General features: G+C 37.9%; 19 protein-coding genes. 8 read left to right on the top strand and 11 right to left on the bottom strand.

Annotated elements, in window-relative coordinates; genetic code table 11:
• Nucleotides 1-457: 457 nt before the first annotated feature.
• The 3 genes from EHQ49_RS18570 to amt form a co-directional block, all read right to left on the bottom strand.
• Nucleotides 458-1,783, bottom strand: coding sequence for a type II toxin-antitoxin system HipA family toxin (locus tag EHQ49_RS18570; RefSeq protein WP_135581508.1), 1,326 nt, complete (start codon nucleotides 1,781-1,783; stop codon nucleotides 458-460).
• A complete protein-coding gene (locus tag EHQ49_RS18565; protein ID WP_135581506.1) occupies nucleotides 1,776-2,135 on the bottom strand; it encodes a helix-turn-helix domain-containing protein in 360 nt (119 codons plus the stop codon). The genes EHQ49_RS18570 and EHQ49_RS18565 overlap by 8 nt, the downstream gene beginning before the upstream one ends.
• A gap of 216 nt (nucleotides 2,136-2,351) precedes the next feature.
• Nucleotides 2,352-4,442, bottom strand: a complete 2,091-nt coding sequence (gene amt / locus EHQ49_RS18560) for an ammonium transporter (RefSeq protein ID WP_135581504.1) — start codon at nucleotides 4,440-4,442, stop codon at nucleotides 2,352-2,354.
• A gap of 430 nt (nucleotides 4,443-4,872) precedes the next feature.
• On the opposite strand from amt, the gene EHQ49_RS18555 reads away from it, so the two are divergent.
• On the top strand, nucleotides 4,873-5,094 hold the full coding sequence (locus EHQ49_RS18555) for a DUF167 domain-containing protein (protein WP_135581502.1): 222 nt from the start codon (nucleotides 4,873-4,875) through the stop codon (nucleotides 5,092-5,094).
• 634 nt (nucleotides 5,095-5,728) lie between these two features.
• Here the strand turns inward: EHQ49_RS18555 and EHQ49_RS18540 are convergent.
• Together EHQ49_RS18540 and EHQ49_RS18535 are read right to left on the bottom strand one after the other, a co-directional pair.
• Nucleotides 5,729-7,471 carry a PAS domain-containing sensor histidine kinase gene (locus tag EHQ49_RS18540; protein WP_135581557.1) on the bottom strand — a complete coding sequence of 581 codons (1,743 nt, stop codon included), beginning with the start codon at nucleotides 7,469-7,471 and terminating at the stop codon, nucleotides 5,729-5,731.
• Nucleotides 7,472-7,639: 168 nt separating this feature from the next.
• Entirely contained in the window at nucleotides 7,640-8,176 is a 537-nt protein-coding gene (locus EHQ49_RS18535; protein ID WP_135581500.1) for a TetR/AcrR family transcriptional regulator, read from the bottom strand.
• 62 nt (nucleotides 8,177-8,238) lie between these two features.
• Between EHQ49_RS18535 and EHQ49_RS18530 the strand changes: the two genes are divergently transcribed.
• Nucleotides 8,239-8,772, top strand: a complete 534-nt coding sequence (locus EHQ49_RS18530; RefSeq protein ID WP_135581497.1) for a dihydrofolate reductase family protein — start codon at nucleotides 8,239-8,241, stop codon at nucleotides 8,770-8,772.
• Nucleotides 8,773-8,918: 146 nt separating this feature from the next.
• Entirely contained in the window at nucleotides 8,919-9,707 is a 789-nt protein-coding gene (locus tag EHQ49_RS18525; RefSeq protein ID WP_135581495.1) for a TrmH family RNA methyltransferase, read from the top strand.
• A 5-nt stretch (nucleotides 9,708-9,712) separates the two neighbouring features.
• On the opposite strand, the gene EHQ49_RS18520 is transcribed toward EHQ49_RS18525, so the two are convergent.
• The 4 genes from EHQ49_RS18520 to EHQ49_RS18505 are packed head-to-tail and all read right to left on the bottom strand — an operon-like array spanning nucleotide 9,713 to nucleotide 14,931.
• Nucleotides 9,713-10,759, bottom strand: coding sequence for a serine/threonine protein kinase (locus tag EHQ49_RS18520; RefSeq protein WP_135581493.1), 1,047 nt, complete (start codon nucleotides 10,757-10,759; stop codon nucleotides 9,713-9,715).
• 9 nt (nucleotides 10,760-10,768) lie between these two features.
• Nucleotides 10,769-11,665: a diguanylate cyclase DgcR gene (gene dgcR, locus EHQ49_RS18515; protein WP_135581491.1), complete on the bottom strand. Its 897-nt coding sequence runs from the start codon at nucleotides 11,663-11,665 to the stop codon at nucleotides 10,769-10,771.
• A gap of 12 nt (nucleotides 11,666-11,677) precedes the next feature.
• Complete coding sequence (locus EHQ49_RS18510) at nucleotides 11,678-13,462, bottom strand: YlbF family regulator (protein WP_135581489.1); 1,785 nt, start codon at nucleotides 13,460-13,462, stop codon at nucleotides 11,678-11,680.
• Nucleotides 13,459-14,931 carry a hypothetical protein gene (locus EHQ49_RS18505; protein WP_135581487.1) on the bottom strand — a complete coding sequence of 491 codons (1,473 nt, stop codon included), beginning with the start codon at nucleotides 14,929-14,931 and terminating at the stop codon, nucleotides 13,459-13,461. Before EHQ49_RS18505 ends, EHQ49_RS18510 begins: the two co-directional genes overlap by 4 nt.
• Before the next feature lie 143 nt (nucleotides 14,932-15,074).
• Here EHQ49_RS18505 and EHQ49_RS18500 point away from each other — a divergent pair, with 143 nt between their 5' ends.
• From EHQ49_RS18500 to mdoH, 3 genes are read left to right on the top strand one after another with little or no spacing between them, the layout of a single operon-like run.
• Nucleotides 15,075-16,649 (top strand): OpgD/OpgG family glucan biosynthesis protein, encoded by a 1,575-nt coding sequence (locus EHQ49_RS18500; protein ID WP_135581485.1) that lies wholly within the window; start codon nucleotides 15,075-15,077, stop codon nucleotides 16,647-16,649.
• Nucleotides 16,633-17,022: a hypothetical protein gene (locus EHQ49_RS18495; protein ID WP_135581483.1), complete on the top strand. Its 390-nt coding sequence runs from the start codon at nucleotides 16,633-16,635 to the stop codon at nucleotides 17,020-17,022. The genes EHQ49_RS18500 and EHQ49_RS18495 overlap by 17 nt, the downstream gene beginning before the upstream one ends.
• Nucleotides 17,019-19,100, top strand: a complete 2,082-nt coding sequence (mdoH, locus tag EHQ49_RS18490) for a glucans biosynthesis glucosyltransferase MdoH (RefSeq protein WP_135581481.1) — start codon at nucleotides 17,019-17,021, stop codon at nucleotides 19,098-19,100. The genes EHQ49_RS18495 and mdoH overlap by 4 nt, the downstream gene beginning before the upstream one ends.
• Here mdoH and EHQ49_RS18485 read toward each other — a convergent pair.
• Nucleotides 19,039-20,004, bottom strand: a complete 966-nt coding sequence (locus EHQ49_RS18485) for a YheT family hydrolase (RefSeq protein WP_135581478.1) — start codon at nucleotides 20,002-20,004, stop codon at nucleotides 19,039-19,041. The genes mdoH and EHQ49_RS18485 overlap by 62 nt on opposite strands.
• A gap of 115 nt (nucleotides 20,005-20,119) precedes the next feature.
• On the opposite strand from EHQ49_RS18485, the gene EHQ49_RS18480 reads away from it, so the two are divergent.
• Nucleotides 20,120-20,566, top strand: a complete 447-nt coding sequence (locus EHQ49_RS18480) for a hypothetical protein (protein ID WP_135581476.1) — start codon at nucleotides 20,120-20,122, stop codon at nucleotides 20,564-20,566.
• Nucleotides 20,567-20,623: 57 nt separating this feature from the next.
• Here EHQ49_RS18480 and EHQ49_RS18475 read toward each other — a convergent pair whose 3' ends face one another.
• On the bottom strand, nucleotides 20,624-21,184 hold the full coding sequence (locus EHQ49_RS18475; RefSeq protein WP_135581475.1) for a helix-turn-helix domain-containing protein: 561 nt from the start codon (nucleotides 21,182-21,184) through the stop codon (nucleotides 20,624-20,626).
• A gap of 787 nt (nucleotides 21,185-21,971) precedes the next feature.
• Between EHQ49_RS18475 and EHQ49_RS18465 the strand changes: the two genes are divergently transcribed.
• Entirely contained in the window at nucleotides 21,972-22,703 is a 732-nt protein-coding gene (locus EHQ49_RS18465; protein WP_135581471.1) for a ParA family protein, read from the top strand.
• Nucleotides 22,704-22,721 lie beyond the last annotated feature (18 nt).

Genomic DNA, 22,721 nt, shown 5'->3' with positions numbered 1-22,721 from the left:
CGTCTCAAAATTCATATCATGGAAACTGTGCATTAGAAAAGTATAATGTATCATAGAATTCTCTAAGACAAATTTTAAAATTAAAGTTAAATTATCCGGGAAATAAAATGATGATGGTTGTTATAGTCTTAGTTTGATAGTTTGATAGTTTGATAGTTTGAGAGGATCATTCATCCATCCTATGAGTTTCTTGGCCAAAGAATCGGTTCCATGATAAAAAAATCTTACCGGATAACACCATCCAATTGTATGAACTCCGTTATTGGATAATCTGTAGGCATACCAAAAGGTTTTTATATTTAAAAACTAAACTAGAATTCTCATCCACGTCTGAACTAGAGGGGGTATTGATATTTTTGTAAATTATGTATTGAAACAAAACTGCAAAAGATGTATGATTACACTTAACCAGATAACATTAGTTATGTGACATAATCTATATTATCGGAAGCATAGGTCATATCGATAAGTTTAGATTCTTTTGAATCTCTTTTTGTAAAGAAGGAATTACTTTTGCCTCTGCTGCATATTTTGTCCATTGGGAGACTATCTCTTTTGTTTCATCGACAATTGATTTAATTTGTAAATTTTTTAAATCGGCTTTTTTCCCAAGCTCAATTATATCCTCCATTGTGAATCGCTCTCGTTTTCCATTGATACTCATTTGATGGCGATTTGTCCATTGCCCATTGGGATTATAACTATAAGTCATGTCAAATGCTGGAGAGAGCCCCCATTTTCCACTCTGATCCATGAGAAAGGCGATGTTTTTTGTATGATCATCTTGGTTGCGAGAAATAACATTAAAGACAGATCTCCTGAATTGTTGCTCTAATGTTAATCTTGTATTGTCAGAGATCACTTTGCGAATTACTTCAAAGGTTTGTTCATAACTATGAGCGCCAGCCATGTTAAAATCATAATGAGCTATGGCACAAAGTGATTGCATATGAAGTTTTTTGCCACCTGCATTTCGATCAAAACGTCTGGTCATAAAATGGTATCTACCATTTTCTTCCAGTAGTTTGGACTCCATCATACGGATTCCACAATCTAATGCCATACGATAGTAAGCATACTCAATGTTGCCAAAACCTTTTGGGTCATTTAATTCTTTATCCTTATTGTTTTGAATCCCATCTAATTTTAATATCCAATAGGAGAAATCTTCAGTGGTTTCTACTTGTCCGGATCGAACCTCTCCAGTTTTTTCATTATAAGCAATAATACATTTTGCCCTTGCGCCACCGGCAGATGTACCGATGGTCAGCAGACTTGTGAGAGATTCATTCAGTTTTTTTTGATTATTAACTTCTAGTTTTGATGAGAATTTTTTTCTATGAGTTAAAATTTCTGATGCCAACTGAACCATCTCTGCAATTTCGATTGGAACATTTTTGGTTTTTAATTTATAAGTTGCTGGTTTAAATTCCAAAGCTCCCATTCCACGTTCACCAATATAACACAATCTTTCTACTGGATTAAATGATTTGTTATTCCTTCCGATTGTAGAAAGCCAAACATCAATTAAAGCATTCCCAAATTTATCAGGAAGGGAATCTGCAAGCATTCCGGGAAGTCCTTTAAATGTTTCATTATTGAGATTACGAAAAGAATAAAGCGTGCGACTTTTTGGCATCAAAAGTGGTGCTGGTTCTACTGGCGCGTTAAGGAACTCATTATCGTATTCAAAAGATGCAAATCCGCCTTCTTCATTCCAAGAAACATAACCCACGAGACTACCCCAAAGATAAACCTTGGCTAAGGTGATAGGGTCACTCATTTTGGTTTCCCCAAACCCAAGTTTTATTTTTGTTAGGTGGTTCTACTTTCTGTTTCCTCACTCTTTGCCTAGGTTTTTTGGTCTTTGATTTTGCAAGAAGAGCGAGAGAAAGACTCGGATCTCTAAAGATAAGTTGTAATTCGTTTAATAAATCTAGTTCTTTCAGAAGGGAAAGTAAATTGAGTAAGGAAATATTTCCTTTTCCTGTTTCTAAGCGAGCGATGGAGGAAGGAGAGACCCCACTCCTTTCCGACAGCTCTTCTTGTGAAAGGTTCATTTGGACACGCCTTCCTTTTAAAGAGGTTCCTATACTTTCTTGAATTTCGTATAAATTTTTCCCATCCCAGGTCATTTTAATTAGTATTATATGATAGATTATCTGCTTTTCAAGCCTTAATTTATCAATTATGCAGGATAAAAAATAAAATATTAATTCAGCATATATGAAAACTAACTCACATCTTAGCCATAATATGTCATATATGGCTATTTACTGCTTCTTTATTTATTGAAACTCCAAGTTGTGAATCTAAACAAGCCGGTTGTTGCCGGCTTGTTTACTATCTACCTAAGTAGCAAATTGGAAGTAAGGCAAACTATCTTCTGGTTCGCGTAATCTTTGTTTAATGAGAAAGGTTTTGATTTTTCCTTTCCCTTTGATTTCAATCTCACCCCTTGTTTCTAATTCAAAATCAGACTGAATCAATTGAGCAGTGGATTCTGTAATTTGAATTTCATTCGGCAGCCCATGAGATTCCATTCGAGAAGCAAGGTTCACTGCATCTCCCCAAATATCATAAATGAATTTTTTTGTTCCGATCACACCAGCCACCACAGGGCCTGTATTGATTCCAATACGCATACTGAGTTTATTTCCACTTTTCCCAAGTCGTAACCTAGAGAGCAAAGCTTTCATGTCCCATGCCATATGTGCGGCAAGTAAAGAATGATATTGATCGGGAGCTGGCAGCCCTGCTACTGCCATATAAGCATCTCCAATGGTTTTGATTTTTTCTAACCTATATTTCTCCGCGAGGACATCAAAGTATGAAAAAATTTCATTTAAGATACGCACCACAGCTTCCGGTTTCATGCCCGATGAAATTTGAGTGAACCCAACAATATCAGCAAATATGACTGATACTTCTGGATAACTATTTGCAATTAGTCCTTGTTTTTCTTTCAATTCTTCTGCAATAGCTTTAGGAAGAACATTTAACAATAGTTTTTCGGCTCTTTCTTGTTCATTTCTTACTTTTTCATACGCGTTTGCAATTTCCACTCGAGAATCTTCGTTTTCTTTTAATGTAGATCTAATTTTACTTAAGACTAAATTGTATCGCTCTGCAATTTGCCCCACTTCTGTAAAAGGTTCCACTGGCACATCGAGAGTTAGATCTCCCGTTTTATGTTGATAATCCATTGATAAAAACAAATCAATAAGTTCAGTAGTGGCTTTATGTTCCGATATATTCAAACCCATTCTTTCTTCCATTTCATCGACCCGTAAACGATAGAAACGGTTGATTCCTTTAAAAAGAATATAGGACACACCAAAAGCAAAAAGACCAACAACAGCAGCGCCTAAAATTTGAATGAGAATAAAGTTCCCCCTACCGTTTACTGCACCCAATCTTTCAATATCTCCAAAAATACCAACCGCGATTGTCCCCCAAAGACCACCTACCAAATGAACGGGTACTGCACCGACAGCATCGTCGATTTTTAATCTTTCGAGTAATTTTTCTGCCGGGATGGTAAGCCCTCCAGCCACCATACCAATCATAGCAGCTTGAGACGGCTCTACACAATCCGCACTTGCAGTAATGGCCACAAGCCCCGCCAAAGACCCGTTTAATGGAGATATTGCTTCTGGATATCCTTTGACAAACCAAGTTAAAAATAATGCAACTAACATAGAAAAACCAGAAGCAATGATTGTATTTAAAATAACCAACGGTACCGTCCCGTTGAATGCTAAAGTACTTCCACCGTTAAAACCCATCCAACCAAACCAAAGGATAATGCCACCTAACATGGCCAGAGGGAGATTACTACCTGTAACCGATTTAGAAGGTTCCCCGGCTTTGAATCTACCGAGCCTCGGACCTACCACTAAAAGAAGTGCCAAAGAAACCCAACCACCAACACTATGAACTTGAGTCGATCCTGCAAAGTCATGAAACCCTAATTGTTCCAACCAACCACGGGAAGATTCACTGAATGTTCCGCCCCAAACCCAATGACCAACAATAGGATAGATGATTCCAGAAATAAGGGCGGTTGCCAAAAGATAGGAAGGAAACTTTAGTCGTTCCGCAACAGCACCAGAAACAATGGTGGAAGAAGTTCCACAAAACATTAATTGAAACAAAAAGAAAGTTGGAGGCCATGCGTTGTTTTTAGGAAAGGTAGGTAAAAATAAATCCTTACCAAACAAACCATAAAAAGACGAACCAAACATGATCCCAAACCCAAAGAGATAAAATAAAAGTGTTGCCACTCCAAAATCAGCAATGTTTTTAATTGCAACATTGATTGAATTTTTAGCACGAGTCAAACCAGACTCTAACACTAAAAAACCACCTTGCATCATGAGCACAAGTCCCGAACAAACAAGAACCCATAAAATATCTAAAAGATTTTTTTGAACTGACATCCCTACCCTCAAAAAGTCCCACACCATTAAGATAAAATTATCAAAATGCAGTTGTTTCTAAGAGATCATTCCAATTTACCTAAAGACCAGCAAGTCGAATTCTCGGCATTTTCACCTAACAATCATTTTAAAGAATTCTCAATTCATTTCTTATTGAAAAAATGTTTAGATTATGGACAATTTGCCTATTTACTATTCTTCATGCGCCACCGATCGTAGCGGAAATCCTTTCCCGAAGGGGAAGATTGAAGCGTAGAGCGGGATCGTGCCTAGAAAAAAGTTAGATCACCAAACAGATTCGAGGCGCCCAGAAAATGACAATCATTTGTATCGATAGCAAGTATGATATTAAATGTTTTCTAAAAAAACATACTTTATTTTCTGATTGAGTCGGTATTTTTTTTCCAGGAAACTATGAGATTACAATTTTATGAAATTGATTATAAAAGTAAAACCTAACAACAAACGACCTGGTTTAGAATTTTTATCAGAAACTGAGTGCATTGCGCACATAAAATCTCCACCGGTAGATGGAAAGGCAAACGATGAATTAATCACATTACTTTCCAAACATTTCCAAGTACCGAAAAACAATATAGAAATCCTATCAGGACTTACATCCAAATCGAAAATTGTTTCCGTTCTTCCATAAGGTTGAGAAAGATCAATCCATTCCAAAAGAAAGTTACAGAATTTTCAGTTCACAGAATATAATCGAAGGAATAAATTTTTAAAATTAAATGTTCTTTTTGTTCCGTCGGTAATTACAAAATAACGAAATCAAATACTCTCCTTAAAACAAATATTTTTGGGAAAACTTATCAAGTTGGTAAAGTGCCACTAATCTCTCTGCATTCTGTAAATCTAAAATTCAATGAAGGTGAACTTACTGTGAAAGTGCAGGACTTTTAACTAAGGGCGAAAAAATTTTAGAAGGTCCCCTTTCGATCATTCAACCTTCCGTCATAACAAAAATTTCTTCTTTAGGTGTGGAAGAATAACGGGCACCCCTCACAATTCAATTTAATCTTCCATCAGATATCGCTGATGGTTATGAATTAAATTATAAATTATTTTATTTGTAAAACCAAACGCAATCTTATTACCTACATCTGCGTTATTCCGAGAAGATGAAAAATGGGAAGTATTCACTGTAGAAAAGAAAAGAGCAAATTTGCGGTTTGTAGAGATAGAACATCAAAGTGAAGGTATATGATAAGGAATGATATTAAGAAAGGTAGCCTATTATTTTATATCCAGGGATACAATGGTGAACGGAATCAAAGTTATGCCCGAATAGGTACGCTTGATGCTTTCGGCAATGTAAAATAAAAATGAGATCCTTCGCCTAATTCGCTCTCAACTCGGATTGTACCTCCATGTTTTTCTATAAATTCTTTACACAAAATCAAACCCAATGCTGTACCCCTTTCACCTATAGTACCTGGCATACTTTTTTGTTTTGCGTCTATACGAAACAACCTATCTTTAATTTCCTCAGAGATACCGGTGCCAAAATCTATAATTGAAATTTCGATATCATCCCCTATCGATTTAGATCCGATCCGAATTTCACCACCCGGGTGAGAGTATTTTACTGCATTTGAAATCAAATTCCTAAGAATAGTCTCTATCATCTTTTCGTCTGCATAAGCTACAGCTTGCGGATCTACAGAATTTTTTACAGTCATTGACTTGTTTTGAATAGAGAAAGATGCTGATGCGATTGAAGACTCTATAGAACGATATAAGGATATATCTTCGGGAAAAAATGAAATTTCTCCTGTTTGTGATCTTGCCCAAGTCAAAAGGTTTTCTAACAGAACAAACACTTCACCGGATGATTGAAAAAGAATACTTAAATCATTTTTTGTTCGTTTCAGAGGCCTTGTATCCAGATCTTCCAGAATCATACCTGCAAAAGTATTCATCCCTCCTATAGGTCCTTTTAAATCGTGTGCGATGATAGAAAAAAATCTATCTTTTGTATGATTTAACAACTGCAATTCGGAATAAAATTTGTCTTTTTCGATTTCTGTTTTCTTCCGTTTATCGATGTTTCTAGAAACTCCAAGTATACTTATCGAACCATTCGGATTCCACTGGAACACCGTATTTGCTTCAATCCATACAGTAGTACCATTTTTGCAGTATTGTTCTATTTCATCGCTATATGGCTTTCTTTCACCAGTATCTTTGAATTCTTGAATCCGTTTTGGTAGTACACTCATTACATATTGTAAAGAGGTAGGTGTCAGAGAATTCCTTAAGGTATGTGTAATGACTTCTTCTGATGTAAATCCAGTGATATTAATAACGGATGGGCTGACATAAAGATATTTTCGTTCATCAAAATTCAATACCCAAATAACATCCGTTGTGTTTTCAGCAAGTAACTTGTATTTTTGTTCACTCTCTTCTTGGCTTTTGATGAATATATCAATACACATCATTAAAAATCCAAAAGTCATCATTACTGATGTAACATAAAAAAATAGGTAGGTTATATCTTGGATAGGACCTTTTCCAAATGCGATTTGGGAAACAGAAACATCTGCAAAGGTATAATAAGTAGAACGAAGGAACAAAAAAACACCACAAGCCAAAAATACAAACGCAGCAAAACGGCTTGATAACTTTGCATTTTGATTTGCCGCTAAAATTGTTTTTGAAGACCAAATAAGTTGTAAACCTGCGGCAAACGAGATCAACGAAATCCTATATTTGGGCGCAAAATCAGAAAAATGGTGCAAAACCAAAAAAACAAAAACAAATACTACCGAAAAAATCCCGAACTTCCAAGTAGTTTTTCTCTCGAACATAGAGAGTATTATATTATTAGAATATACCAACGATAAAAGAATTAACGAATTCCCAACACTGATGGAAATCCAATCTGGAATGACACCTCGCAGAACACCCATCACAATCCAGCCCAAAGCTTGAATTAATGTGGCAATGGCCCAATCTTTTACATAAGGTAACTTCTGAAAATAACCTCGAGCAGCAAACCACAACCCACCCGACATCAACAAACATCCAATTACATTTATGAATACGACTGTGCGAGGATCAATGTTCATGGGTCGGTAGAAATCCAAGATTCCAAATAAATAGTTTTTTCCTATGTAATTTTATCAACTACAAATGGAAAATACTTACGGAAATTTACTAGTCCCAGAACCACACTTAGGTGGCTAGGACTTGGATAACAAATCCAAAAGGTATGATAACGTAGACTCAAAAACCTTTTGCACCGACCGGATTTTCTCCCCTTTCGTTTTTCCATTTAGAATAGAAGAATGCGCAAATGCATTGCCATGAATAAAATCAATAGTGATATATAACACCTTCTCTATTTCTTTTCCAGGATGTAAGTCCCGGATTAAATCTCGGAGTGTTTGGTTAAATGTTATAACAGAAGGAAAATCTTCATGAGAATTTTTAATTAAATACAAAGACATACCAGGATATTCGATAAACAAGTTCCAATACTCTGTTAAAATCTTTTTAAGATTAATTTTTGGATTTTTATTAGTCTTTGAGATCTTTTTTTGAAAACGATTAAAAATTTGTTCTACCATTGCTTTCGTCAGAGCTTCTTTATTTTCAAAATAATGGTAGACCGCCATTGGATCCAAATCCAATTTTGTAGCTAATTTTCGCATACTAAAAGACTCATAACCGTCTCTTTCGCAAATTCTGAGAGCTGTTTGTATAATTTTTTCTTTCATTTTTACCCAATGTTTTCTACAGTGTAGAATAATTAGTCTACGTTGTAGAGTAAGGCTACCACATGATACAATATAAAGCATTTATTGCAAGCAGTTTAGACGGATTTATCGCAAGAACCGACGGTTCGATTGATTGGCTTTCCTCAAAAGAATTCACATTGGAAAATAATGATCTAGGTTATTCTTCTTTTATGGAAGGTATCGAATGTATTGTTATGGGGAGAATTACTTTTGAAACAGTTTTAACCTTTGAAACTTACCCTTTTGGATCCATTCCCATTTACGTATTAACCCGAAATCTAGATTATAAATTCAAATCAGAACATCCTATTCGAATATTTCAAGGAACACTTGAAGAACTAGACTCTGATATAACAAAAAAACAATTCAAAACAGTTTATGTGGACGGAGGAAAACTGATACAATCCTATTTAGCAAAACATATGTTAAATGAATTGACAATTACAACGATACCAATACTACTAGGGTCCGGGTTACCGTTATTTGGTAATTCCCTGATCGAAAGAAAACTAAACCATATTCAGACTTCGACCTTTTCCAATGGCTTTATTCAAACAAAATACCAAATTAGTTAATATGAACTTTTTGCGAAAAAAATATGGAGAATCCAATCTTCGATTGAAAGAGGAGAGAATTTGTGTTAGGGGTTTTGCGAGGAACCCACAAGCCCACCTCCGCCACGCGATTCAGGGTGGGGGCTTTCTCGGTGTAATGTGACATAATGCAAATCATTCAGAGCCCCCAAGATCCCAGACTTGCAGCCTACCAGCTCTTAAAAGCAAAGGAAGACCCATCCAATACCTTCATTGCAGACCATGAAAAAACGGCAATTCGACTCCTACATTCGCATCTTAAAGTAGAGTCAGTATTTTGTATGCCAAAGTATTGGGAAAAACATAAAGATTTAATTCAATCTCGGCTCCAAGAATCTAATCAATGTTTTGTTGCCGAAAAATCAGTATTTGAGGAAACCATAGGATTTTCTGTGCACCAAGGATTTATGGCTGTCGGATACCAAAAATGGGGTTCCTTAAAAGAGGTTACGGCTCCAATGCTTCTCGTAAATGCAATCGTTGATAGTGAAAATATTGGATCCATACTTCGTACGGCTGCGGCTTTTGGCATCCAATCCATACTCTTTGACTCAAAATCTGCTTCACCTTACCTGCGAAGATCGGTAAGAGTTTCGATGGGATCTCTTTTCCAAATCCAATTAACGCGCATATCCAACCCAACAGATACTTTACGTTTATTACAAAATACAGGCCACAGGATTCTATCACTCTCCCTTCCAAGAGAAGGCGAAAGTTTATTATCAAAAACAAAATCTATTCATGAAATAGAGAAACAAAACAAATTTGTGCTCGTTGTTGGAAATGAAGCAGACGGAGTTGAATCGGATGTACTTAATTTATCAGACAATTTGATTTACATACCTATGAAAAACCAAATTGATTCTTTAAACGTATCCCATGCACTCGCAGTCGCTTTATCACATTTACTAAGTTAGTTGTCTTAGTTTTCCCAATCCCAAAAAAAGTCTTTATTTGTCATTTCAGGTTCTGTATTGATAGGGTCAGCACTTCCTTCAAATGACTGATCCTCTAAATCTTTTTTGGCAGATTCCAAATCTAAGGTTTCTTTTAACCAATACTCTTCCGTTCCGAAATGAGGAAACAATGATGGGAAGGATGGGTCTTGCCAACGTTTCGCAATCCAGGCTGCATAATGAATATATCTTACAATACGAAGTGGCTCTACCAATTGTAACCAATGTTCGTCAAATTCTGCGAACATTGTGTAACCTTGTAAAAACTGAAACACATCGTTTTTTCGATCTGATTCACCTAACGGCAATAACATCCAAAAATCTTGTACAATAGGACCTGTCAAAAAATCATCGAAATCCAAAATACTATATCCTTCTGGCGAAACGAGCAAATTCCCTTTATGACAATCTCCGTGGATTCGCTGGAATGGAATTTGGTATTCTTTTACCAAAGATTCGAAAAATTCAAAAGAACGGAGTGCAGTGGATTTGTAACGCTCCGCCAAAGCATTGTTTGGTATCATTTTTTTTTCTAAGATGAAGTTTAATGATTTCAAACCGTATGATGGAATGTCAAGAATCGGTCGATGGTTAGAAATTGATCTTTTCCCAACAGAATGAATCCTCCCAAGAAGAGCACCAACTCTTTCTAAATCTCCGCCCGCAATTTCTTCGACGATCCTTCCATTCCGGAGTGGCCAAATGGCAAAATATATCCCTGACCATTCGAACAAAGATTTCCCATTAATCACAATCGGGGACAAGACAGGAATTTCTTCTAAAGATAACTCTTCTAAAAATCGATGTTCTTCTAAAATCTCATCGTAAGTCCATTTACCGGGCCTGTAGAACTTGACAACGATCCTTCCTGAATTTGATGTTTCAATATCGTAAACTCGATTTTCAACACTGTTTAATGGGTAAAAACGACCCGTAGGCTCATAACCCAAGGACTCCAAGGCATTTAGTATTGTATCGGGCGTTAGTTGGTAAAAAGAATGATTGATATCCAAATTGGTAAATTAACTTATGATCCTGTTTCGACCAGAAGATTTTGCTTCATATAAAAGTTTATCGGCAGTGCGCAGAAGTTCAATAGGGCTATCAACTGGAACGATATCTCCCCCAGCAACACCACCACTAAAAGAAATTTTAAATGTCTGTCCAGACTCAGAATGTAATTCCAAACCAGACACCATCTCCCTAATTTTATCTAGAACTCGAGTCGCATCGGAGAGCCCAGTTTCTGGGAAAACAATAACAAATTCTTCACCGCCAAATCTAGATATAATATCCGACTTACGTAAACATGTTTTTAACTCTGAGGCGATTCTCTTTAAAACAATATCACCTGTCTCATGTCCATAGGTATCGTTGATTTTTTTAAAGAAGTCAATATCGATCATTGCCAAAGAGAGGTTATGTTTGTGTCTTTTACATCTTTGGAATTCTTGATCAATCCGTTCTTCCATATAACGACGATTATATAAACCAGTCATTACATCACGAATTGACGTTTCACGTAGTTGGTCATGTAAAGATTTCATTCGCAAAGCACTAAAGATCCTTGCTAATAGTTCAATTTCTTTGGCAGGTTTTGTGATGTAATCCGTTGCACCTGCTTCAATAGCAAGTTTAAGATTTTCAGGTTCTGTGTGGCCCGTCACCATAATGACAGGAAGCCAACCCACAGAAGAAGAGGAAAAAATTTCTGAGATGAGTTCAATCCCGGATCCGTCTGGTAATTCCCAATCAAGGAGAACTACATCAATTTGGTCTTTGATGATAATCTCTCTGGCTTCAGAAAGATTCACTGCTTCCAAAGGAATGTATCCATGATTGGTAATCCAACGATGGAGAAGTTTTCTCTGAAGTTCAGAGTCTTCTATAATAAGAATTTTTTTACCTTCGTTCTCCATTCTCCAATGATTTTATTTTTTATTTTTTTTACCTAGTATTTTTTCAACTTCACCCGGTTCCATAGGAACTTTTACTACAGTTCCGCCTTCCTTACGAATCTGATCCACATCCACTACAGCCCCCGTTAGAAGGCGAGACGCTCGTTTTGAGCCATCTTTCACTCCATAGACTACCCACTTACCCCCTTCCAGGGATAACACTAAATAGGTACAATCAGCAACAGCGAGAACAGAATGAGCGGACATATGTGATACAAACTCATAACTCAGCACAATTCCTGAACCAATCGCCACGCCAGTTGGAACACCAACTGCTTTTGTTAACTGATAGATCCCATAAGTAGTTCCTGTTCCGAATGAGGCAACAGTTCCAGTAACTCCTACAGTTCCAGCAGCCACTTTCGAAGAAGTATAGGTTACTGCTTGGGCAGTTGCTGATGTTCCTGCCACTGTGGCCCCTGTGACAGCACCACCAACGGCAAGCCCCCCTCCTAAAACTGTCTGTCCAGTAGTAACGCCCGCTAAACTCATCGGAGCTAAAATATATTTCCCTGAGGATTCTGTAACTACTCCAGCTGTTTTGGCAGAATATGCAGAGGTTTTTCTGACAACTGCAGAAGTTATCTTTACACCTTTATCCATAGACTGAACTGATTCATTTAAGACAACTTCCGTGCTATTCAACAAAGCGCCTAATGCTAATTCAACGCTAGGCGCAGTAATATATACAACCCCTTTTCCTGCTAAGGTAAATGTTTCTACTAAACAATACAAACCAGTACCGGCATAATTAGAAATGACTGCCGATGGATAAATGATCCCATTCCAAGTGACATACCCTACCGAATACAAAGTTATCTTCCCAATCGGTTTGATCAGGCCATCATAAAACACGGCTTTTGCGGTCCGGGAAAGCATCTTAAGTAAAGGAACAGCCGGGCCTTCTTCAGCAATTGAGTCTAACTCAGCTTTAGCTTGTCCCCATTCCCTTGAACTATCTTGACCATAAGTAAAAACTGTTTCTTTCCAATTTCCAAAAATTTTATCGGAAACCGAAGAACCAAATTCTTTGATTTTTGCTTTCCTACGCTCCCAATCTCCCGATTTTAAATCTTCGTAAGATTCATTATAAGAAGACTTTAGCGCATCATCCAAATCCACATACCCAAGAACCGTTGACTCAAATGCTTTTTGGTATTCTTGTTTGTATTGATTAAATCTTTTTTTAGCAGAAGGAGAATTATCAACAGCCTCTTTTTGATTCAATTGCATATCTGCCCACTCGTCCCATTCCTTACGAATGGCCTGCGAGTTTGTGACAACCGTTTTATGGGCATCTACACCTCGTTCCCAGGAAGACCCTACCAAACCATACGATTCCGCAACTGAAGTATACATAATAAATAACCCCGGTTTGGTGGCATTTTCAGAGAGATACTGAACCGCTGCATCACCGCCAGCACTCACCTTATCGGCAGCAGTCCAACTCATTTTGGTCCCATCTTTGACTATGACCACTGATTCGCGTGCTTTCAAAACAGATCTAGAGAACTCTTCTTTTGCGAATGTATACCGTCCAACGTAAACTGTGGCTTCGCTAAATGGCGGGATGAATTTAATACTTGTTCCTTTAACAGGTAACGCTCCCTGATAGTATAGGGAAGTATGACCTTCGATTGCTAATTTTTTGGTATTCTTTAGTGGATCCTCTGCTTTTTTATCAGAGCCCGAACAATAAGAAAAAAACAAAGATAAGAAAATAGTAATTATAAATATTTTATACGAGTTTGGTTTCATTTGTTTTCAGAGGCCTTTACATTTGCACGTTTTGTTTGTTCTGCGATTTCAGCATCTAATACTTTTTTGATGATCTTTGGGTCATCTGTTAAGATTTTGACTTTTCCTGCTTTTTTTGCTTCTTCTAAATTAATGACTGTACCTGTAGGAACATCGTCAAACCCTAAATAGTTGCCTCTCACCGATGCAATCACAACACGTGGGCCATCATAGATAATTAATATAGGTCCATCGACTGCGGTTAATATTAACTGAGAAGGAAGGACGGTCATTGCACTATAACCCAAAACCAAACCAGAACTCATCATATAAACACCGGCTTCCGAAGTTCCTTTTGCCAAATCATAAACCATCCCTGTAGCATAAGCACCCGTATCATAAGCCGTTCCACCTACGGCACCAATCGTTCCACCGGCAGTTGTTGCGGCAACCGTAGTGACTTGGTTGAAAGCCGCAAGAGTGGTTCCCGCCGTGTAAGTTGGAACCGTAGAAGATGCGGAGAGAATGCCTATAGAGCTAAATAGTCCGGCTTCCAACGTGGGAGAAATCACCCGATAACCAGACTTAGTCGAATAAAAAAGAACAGCTCCTGTAGAAATCAAAGCTGTTGATGAAAAATTCATCGTTTTCGAAAGAGGAACATACACTCCATTCACCACAAGAATTTCACCCGTATTCACGCTCGTTTTGGCAATAGGTTCCACCATCACTTCCTTCAGGGCAACGGAATATCCTTTAAAGATATCAACAAGGGCAAGGAGAGCATTCTCACGATTGCCAGATTCTTCATAATTTTTTGTAAACTCACTTGAAGCTTTAGAGAAAGAATCACTCCATGCAGAAACTATATTTTTGGAATTTTGATTGATAGTTGTGTTGAATAAATCGTTTAACTTGGCATGCTTTTTATCAGAATCACCGTGAATCTCAACAAGGGACGATCTCATTACTTTTACATCCGATTCGATTCCTGGCACCAAATATACATAACCTTGTACAAATCGAGAACCTGCTTCTCCAAAACTTTCCCGAGAAACTTTCCATTCAGATTTGCTAAGTTGCCAACCTGCATCATAAATATCTTCCGTCTTACCAAAAGAATCTTTGATACCACTTTTTGTCCAAGAAGCAACCGATTCCATAGTTTGCCCTAATTTTCCAGGATAGTCAGCACTTCTTTTTTTCATATGAACCAAGACCATTGCTTTCGCAACTCGTGAGCTAATCCCATAATTTTCATAAGCTAAATCCATACTCTTCTTTCCTGAAGGAATGACTGCCCAGCCGTGGTCCCAAAGATTTTTCCTTGATCCGAGGGAGTTGGCAGTTAGTGGCGCAATTTTTTTGAATGATTGCGGTTTGTTTCCAGTGAACACGGATTCGCCAAGAATCTTATCTGTTTTCTGAGAACCAGAACATTGCAGGAATAAGGTGATCGCGAACAGACAAAAGGGTAACAAAAGTTTCATAAGATGAGGGGAATGGTACAAAAGTGATCGAAATATGCAATAGAAAAAATAGAAACTCTTGCTTAATCCATGTTTAGTGAGGCAAAAATGCTACATCAGAATATTTAGGTGACCATATGGATTGAGTATGAATCATTACACCTATGAAGAAACTGAACATATATCTTGCTCTCATTGCCTTGGTATTGTGTGTCGTAATCATCATTCGAAAAAACGATCTGACGTTAAGTAAAATCGCCACTTTGATGGCAATCACCACTCCCACCGAAGTTTTCGATTTTCATACTGCCGATGCCATAGCAAAACAAAAATTAAAGTCAAAATTCAGCCCTACTCCTGAATTCAAAATCCCAGGACTTGATGGAATTAGTTACAACGACTATAGACAAATTGAATACAAACCGGATGTAGCTATTTGGAAAAATCTTGCCCTTCCTTATCAATTGCATTTTTTCCATCCAGGTCATATCTACAGCAACGGAATTCATATCTATGAAGTGATCAATGAAAAACCAGTAGAAATTCCCTATGATGCATCTCGTTTTAACTTTGGCGACTTACCTCTCACAGACGACTTTGCCGAACTAACTCAAAAACTCCATTATACTGGCTTTCGGGTCCACTACCCCATCAATCAAAAAGAAGCATTAGAAGAATTTTTAGTTTTTCAAGGAGCCTCTTATTTTCGAGCCATTTCCAAAGATCAAGTGTACGGATTATCCGGTAGAGGTCTTGCCATCAACACAGGGCCCAAAGACAAAGAAGAATTCCCTATTTTTGAAAGTTTCTATATCAAACGACCCCAAAAGACGGATACGTCCATTACTATCTATGCCATTATGAATAGTGAGTCCGTGGTTGGCTCTTATGAATTCGTCGTCAAACCAGGAGAGACCACAACCATTGATGTAAGAGTCAAAATCTATCTACGTAAAAAAATCAAACGCCTTGGATTTGCACCCATTACTTCCATGTATTTGTATGGTGAATCCGATAACCCAATTCTCGGGAACATCCATCCGGAAGTACATGACTCAGATGGTCTACTCATTCAAACCAACACGGGCGACTGGGAATGGAGGCCTCTCATCAATCCCAAAAAAACCCAACTAACAAGAATTCCATTGGACTCACCTTCTGGATATGGTCTCATCCAAAGAGATAGAAAATTCAAAAGTTACCAAGACGAAAAACTCCAATACCACCTAAGACCTAGTGTTTGGGTAGAGCCAAAGGGAAACTGGGGGAAGGGAAGTTTGTATCTATTGGAATTTACAACTAACTTAGATTCCGATGACAATGTCACAACCTTTTGGGAACCTGCAATCCCACCCAACTTAAATGAAGGCCATGAGTTTCAATACACCTTACATTATACAGAACGATCACCCAAACACCATACTCTCGGAAAAGCATCTGCATTTTATAGAGGAGTTGATCCGGTTTTTCCAAAAGAAAAAGTATTCACACTGTACTTCACTGGTGATTACTTAAAATCTTTGGACAAAAAAACAATTTTAACTGCTGTCATAAAAAACAGTGAAATCCCTCCCGAACTGATTCGATACAAAATCGAAAAAATATCAGAACTAGACCAATGGCGTCTTCAAATCTGGTATCCTAGCGCAGAAGGGGAATCCGATTGGAACGTTTTCCTTAAACAAGAAAACCAAAGAATTACTGAAACATGGATTTATCGAGATGGACTATCCAAATAATACCATATACCTAAACGAATTTAGTGAACGAATTCGTTCCTATTTAATTTTAAGTGGAATCCATAACGAATATAAAATTGCAGAATTACTCAGTGGATTTTTCAACAACACAGATTTGAGTTTAGTATTTGAATCCGACTGGAAACTTTGGTTAAACCATTTACGAACGAATCAATTAAACCTAACCGAATCCCTACCCCTACCCGATCGCTCTTGGCAGTTTGGATCGATGATTCCACAGTCTGCTGAATGGAAACGAGATCCAAAAAAAACTAAACAATCCATCGTTGGATCATTAAAGCCAGTTTTCATCATTGTCTCCATTTTTCTCTGGAGTTTCCTCTATTACATCATTATATTTAGGTTGTTATGATCCATATTCATCGTAGTTTATTCTTTATCACTTTCATCACTCCTGTTATTTGGGGTTTTAGTTTGTTTATCGAAATCATTTCCTTTCAAGGAATTGAAATCACCGAATACTACCAATTCATAACACTGATTTTCCTTTTGCCAATGTTGTCTTATGGTGCAAGCACTGCTTTTTTCGGATTTATACTTTCTCTAAAAAAGGATGCCGACTCCCTTCTTAAAGCAAAACGAATTCCAGAAACAGAATTAGACATGTCTTTAATGGCATCTATACCTGTTGCGATTGTTATGCCTGTATACGAAGAAAATGAAATTTCAATCTTTTCTCGTATCAAAGTTATTTTTGAATCCGCAAATAAAATTCACAAACTACCCCAACTTGATTTTTTCATTTTAAGTGACACAAGAACACCAGAAAAATGGATCAAAGAAGAAGCCGCCTACATAGAATTATGTGAGTCGACAGAAAACTTCCATAACTTCCACTACCGAAGAAGAAAAAGTAATCTAAACGGCAAAAGTGGGAATATCGCCGACTTTTGTAGAAGGTGGGGGAAAAAATATAAATATATGATTATACTTGATGCTGATAGCCTTGTGTCAGGTGAACTCATTCTCCAATTAATTGCTAATATGGAAAAAAATCCCAATGCTGGAATCATCCAATCCAGCACTCGCATATTTCGTTCCACTACCCTCTTCCAAAAGTTAACAGAATTTTCATCCTATTTATTTAGCCCTTTTTTCCTAAAAGGAGCAAGTTTCTGGCAAATCAACTCCTCTGGTTACTGGGGACACAATGCAATCCTTAGGGTCAAACCCTTCATGGAACATTGTGCCCTTCCCCACCTTCCCGAATACGGGGGACTTGGCGGGAAAATTTTGAGTCACGATACAGTGGAAGCCGCTCTCATGCGAAAAGCAGGATATGAAGTTTTAAGCGCCTACGAACTTGATGGAAGTTACGAAGAAAACCCACCTAACATTATTGATGCGCTCAAACGTGACCAACGTTGGTGCCAAGGGAACCTACAACATTTTTGGTTTTTATTTGGGAAAAAAATTCCCTTTATCAACAGGATCCACATTCTAAACGGAATCCTATCCTATCTCAATTCACCCATTTGGATGTGTTATATCGTCTTGAGTTTATGGAATTATCTGGAAGATAACAAATATTTGAACTACTCCATGTTACCTGAGGAATATGAATTTTTCAAATCGCAAATTTACGACCCACTTTACTTAAAACTATTATACCTTTCCCTTGTGTTACTATTTCTACCAAGGGTCCTTAGTTTTATAAGCCTTCCCTTAATCCAAGTTTTAAAGAAATTCCCAGGTTTTCTTTTGGAGACCACATTTTCAATCTTGATTGCCCCCATCTACATGATCTACCACAGCATTTTTGTGTTTTCCATTTTACTCAATAAACGGATCACCTGGGGTCCACAAAACAGGGATGCCGATTCTGGATACAATCTCCCTTATATACTTTCCTCTTTTTTTGGTGTGACCATTTTAGGATTCTCCTGTGCTTATATTAGTTATACGCACTCGACGATGTTATTTATTCTGACAATGCCCATTTGGCTTGGTTGGATTTTAGCGATCCCTCTCGTAGTATTTACGGAAAAAGAACAAAAAATTCTAAACAAAGCCTTCAACACTTCTTTTTGGGAACCAAATACAAACCTAATTCAGAGGTTTGAAGAAGAACTCACTTCGCATAAGAACAGTTATCTGGAAGGTCGAGAATTCTTTTTTGCCCTGGTTCACCCTCTATTCCAAGGCAAACACAAACAACTCCAAGGAAATAAACTCTATCGATCCAAACTCCCACAATCTTCCGAAAAAGACTTAAACATCTTACTCACAGAAGGCCCTGGTGGTTTAGAAACAAAGTCTCTTTTAAAAATTTTATCTAACAGGGAGTTATTGGATTCATTTTATACGAAATTTTGGACTTCGAAAAAAGAAAATTGGGCAGGTTATTGGAAAACCATTTGGGGAGAAATCAACCCATCTTTTTTTCCATCAATTTCCAATAATAAGAAGAACGATTCCAATCTTCAATGAACCCACAGTGACCACCTTTCGACTCAATCACAACCTCTAAGTAAGAAGAAGGTGGGATCTCTGCAAATTCTTTCCAAGGAATCACGGGGTCATCCATAGAAGTAAGAATGGTTGTTGGGATGCGAACCGATTTAAAAAACAACTCATTCAAAGTATAAGAATCAAAATACTCATCCACAGAAGAAAAATGTGAAAATTCTTTCACCATCTTCTCTGTTAAATCCATTACCGATTGGTAATCATCCAAATCATGGAAAGAATACAAATGAGGGAATAAATTTGCTTTTTTGACCAACGAAGACTTCCATGAATTTAAGAAATATTTCCGTAAAAACGGATGTTCATCCATTTTGATTGTAGCCCTTTTCGGATCAAGTGCCGGACTAAAAGCAAAACAATGTTTTAATCTTGGTATTTGGTCAGCGGCTTTGGAAAGGGAATGCCTCCCTGCCATCCGCAAAACAAAATTTCCACCCAAAGAAAATCCAGCCAAATACACAGGCCCCTTGGAATCGGAAGATTTAACGAGTTCTCTCACAGCTTCATAGGTTTCAGGAAGCAAACTACCGTTAAAGATTCCCTCATTCAAATGATGGGTGTCCCCATGATCTCGTAGGTTCAACCGATAAACAGAGAACCCTTTTTGCAGAAAATATTTCGCGGTTCGAATGATATAACTAGAATGAATGCTACCTTCCCATCCATGAACGAGGACCACGAGTCCTTTCGGGTTTACCACATCATGAATCTTGGCAAGTAAAGTGGTCCCGTCTTTTGTTTTTACCGATCTCCATTTACCTGCAACCGAATGACCGTAACGTTTATCCGACTTAGATTTGAAGGAAGCCATAAATGATTGAACCATGGCACCGGAGAAAATGGGAAGTGGCTTAAAAAGGCTCATAGCAGATCCTCCCAACTTTGATTCGATTGGGAATAGTTTCAATAAAATATCCTGGATAGGACTGAAGAAGGTAGGTTTCCATTGACAAAGTTTAGATTCGAGTTAGGATTCTCTCATGAAATATTCACCTCTTTGTATCGTCCTAGTTCTCCTCACCTGCCAAAGTTATATGCCTTGGAAATCAGAATGGAAAACAAAAGACGGAACCGAGTTGTTTTTTGCTGCTGTTTCCGCAAAAGCAAGCCAACAAGCGATCGAATCGGGAAGCCTTGCTATGAGAAAAAGCACTTGTGTGAATGCAACAAACCTTCTTTCTACATCCCCGAAACTAACCGCCATCCTCTTAGAACAAGAATCCGTGGAACTGGACGAAGTGGAAACAAAAGATTTAAGTAGGCTCATTGCCTCCCACAAAATCAAACCCAAACAAGAGTTTTGCCAAACAGAAGAAGGTAGTTACTTTTTCACAAGCCCCGCCTGGGAATCTTGCCAATGTATCTATACCATCGAATATCCGGGTGGGAGAAAACAATTCAGACAAGACCTAACTCAAATTAAATGAAACTCTGACTCTTCATGGTCTATCCGAAAAACCGGACAAAATACCCAAGGGCCAATCTTATCTTGGGTTCGCCTTAAATCGTTCCCAATAGGAGAGGGGGAGTCCCGTGAGCACCTCAGGCCCTCGTAATTTGGACAAAGCAAAACTCGTAGAAAAAGAAAGCCGCTTTTCAGTCCAAGCCAAAAAAGCTTTCCAATCATCGCTATTCTGTATACTAGAATGTACTTCGTATTTAAGAGAAGGCTTCGTATTCCGAGCAGATTCAGACCTGGATTCAAATCCCACCGAGCTTTCGATTTTCAAACAAGAAGGTTCTCTCTTTTTGGTATGAGAATCCAATGCAGACTCACCGTCCAAAACCAAAGGAACTAGATACCGTTTTCTTCCATCAAACCCAGTTTGTTTCAAAAGTCCTTTTTTCTTTAATTGTGATACCAACCGAGACACAGTATCCCGTTTCAATCGCAAAACACCACCCAAGTATTCATTGGAAGCAAAACATCCTCCTTTTGCATTTAAGGAAACGATCTCCGCATACAGCCTTATCTGATTCGGCGTTAACCCCAAATCTTCCATCCATTGGGCAACCCATACACCCATTCTTTTAGACTCACTCATAAACTCCCCTTGGCCAACACAAACCTCCGGCATCCAAGAAGAGATTTTTTCTTGGACTGCTAACAACGAGAAGACAAACCTTCGGCGCCGTTATTATCAACTTGGAAGTTCTTTCGAACGTCCTTGGTTGGAATTCTTTTGAATTCCAGGTGATGTATAGAAGCGGTATAAATTGTGGAAGACCGCTTTCGGGTATAGAGACACCTCCCCTACCCTATCTCTACAAACATCGGATTCTATTTTCTGTCAAGTTTTAATGTGACATAATTCTAACGCCTATCCCAAGCAGAAAAGGAAGGCCAGGGGCTCCCTACAGATTGAATTAGAGTTAAGGGAAAATTTCACAAGTGAGTAGGGGGATTTCAAAACCAGAGAAGGAAGGAAAGTCTCTCTGAACTGCTTCCACACAATCCAGAGAGTTTACATCACCCGGTTAAAGGGGTTACGAACAATCTAACAATCTGAAGAAATAGTACAAGAATTTTTTATCCTAAAGAAAAATAAATATGAAACCATTTTTGGGCGCATCGAATCTTAACTCAGACCATAATCCCTTTTGCAAACGACCAGGCTCTCCGCTGCAATCTTTCCCTACGAGAAAGGATTTCCGCTTCGATCCTTTGCGCAAAGAAACTCTCTCTACCAAACACAACTTGTATCCCAAAAAGAAAATGAATTCTTTGAATTTTTTACCCAACCCAAGGTACGCCGGCGTACTTTTTAAAAATAATCCTAATTTTAGATTTTTCATTGCACACAAAACTACCAATCACAAACTCACTTTGCAATGAAGATCATCACAGTTGCCAATATCAAAGGCGGAACTTCCAAATCTACAACAGCCATCCATTTGGCCCTAGCACTATCCAAAAGAGGGTCCACTCTCGCAATAGACATGGACCCACAAGCGGACCTCTCTGACTTTTTTTTCCCAGAAGAACCTGTGGAATTTTTTGATTCCGGGAATACCCTTTCTGTCCTTAATGCAGAAACTACACTTAGCGAATCAGTAAAACCATCGAACAATATCGACGTGTTACCTTCCATCATCGAACTTTCCGATTTAAGTTATTTAGCCTCAAAAGATTTTTCAATGATTCCTCGGTTAAAAAATATCCTGCTCAAAGCCAAATACGACTATGTAATTATTGACACCCCAGGATCAGGGTCTTCTGAAAACATAGCATCCTACCTACCGGCATCTGTTATTCTTGTTCCGGTCACACCATCCAAATGGGCAGTCCGAACCGTTGCACAAGTTCTCAAAAAAGTTGATGAAGCAGAAAGGTTCGACGAACAATCCAAGAAAAAATCAGTATTAATCCTCCCCTCTCAGTGGGGGACTTCGCAAAAACAAATGGATCTTTTAGAAAAGTTAAACACCATAAAAACTCTAAAAATTTTAGAACCAATCCCAAAAAACGACAGTATTCGGGACCGAACTGAAACCGGAAAACCTCTACAAGAAGGAAGTGTCCCCTGGAAAGCTTTCGAAATCTTAGCGGAGAAACTAAAATAAAGTACGCCGGCGTACCTT

This window comes from Leptospira perdikensis, from assembly GCF_004769575.1.
Lineage (GTDB): Bacteria > Spirochaetota > Leptospiria > Leptospirales > Leptospiraceae > Leptospira_A > Leptospira_A perdikensis.
This window is presented reverse-complemented; position numbering and strand designations above follow the sequence as displayed.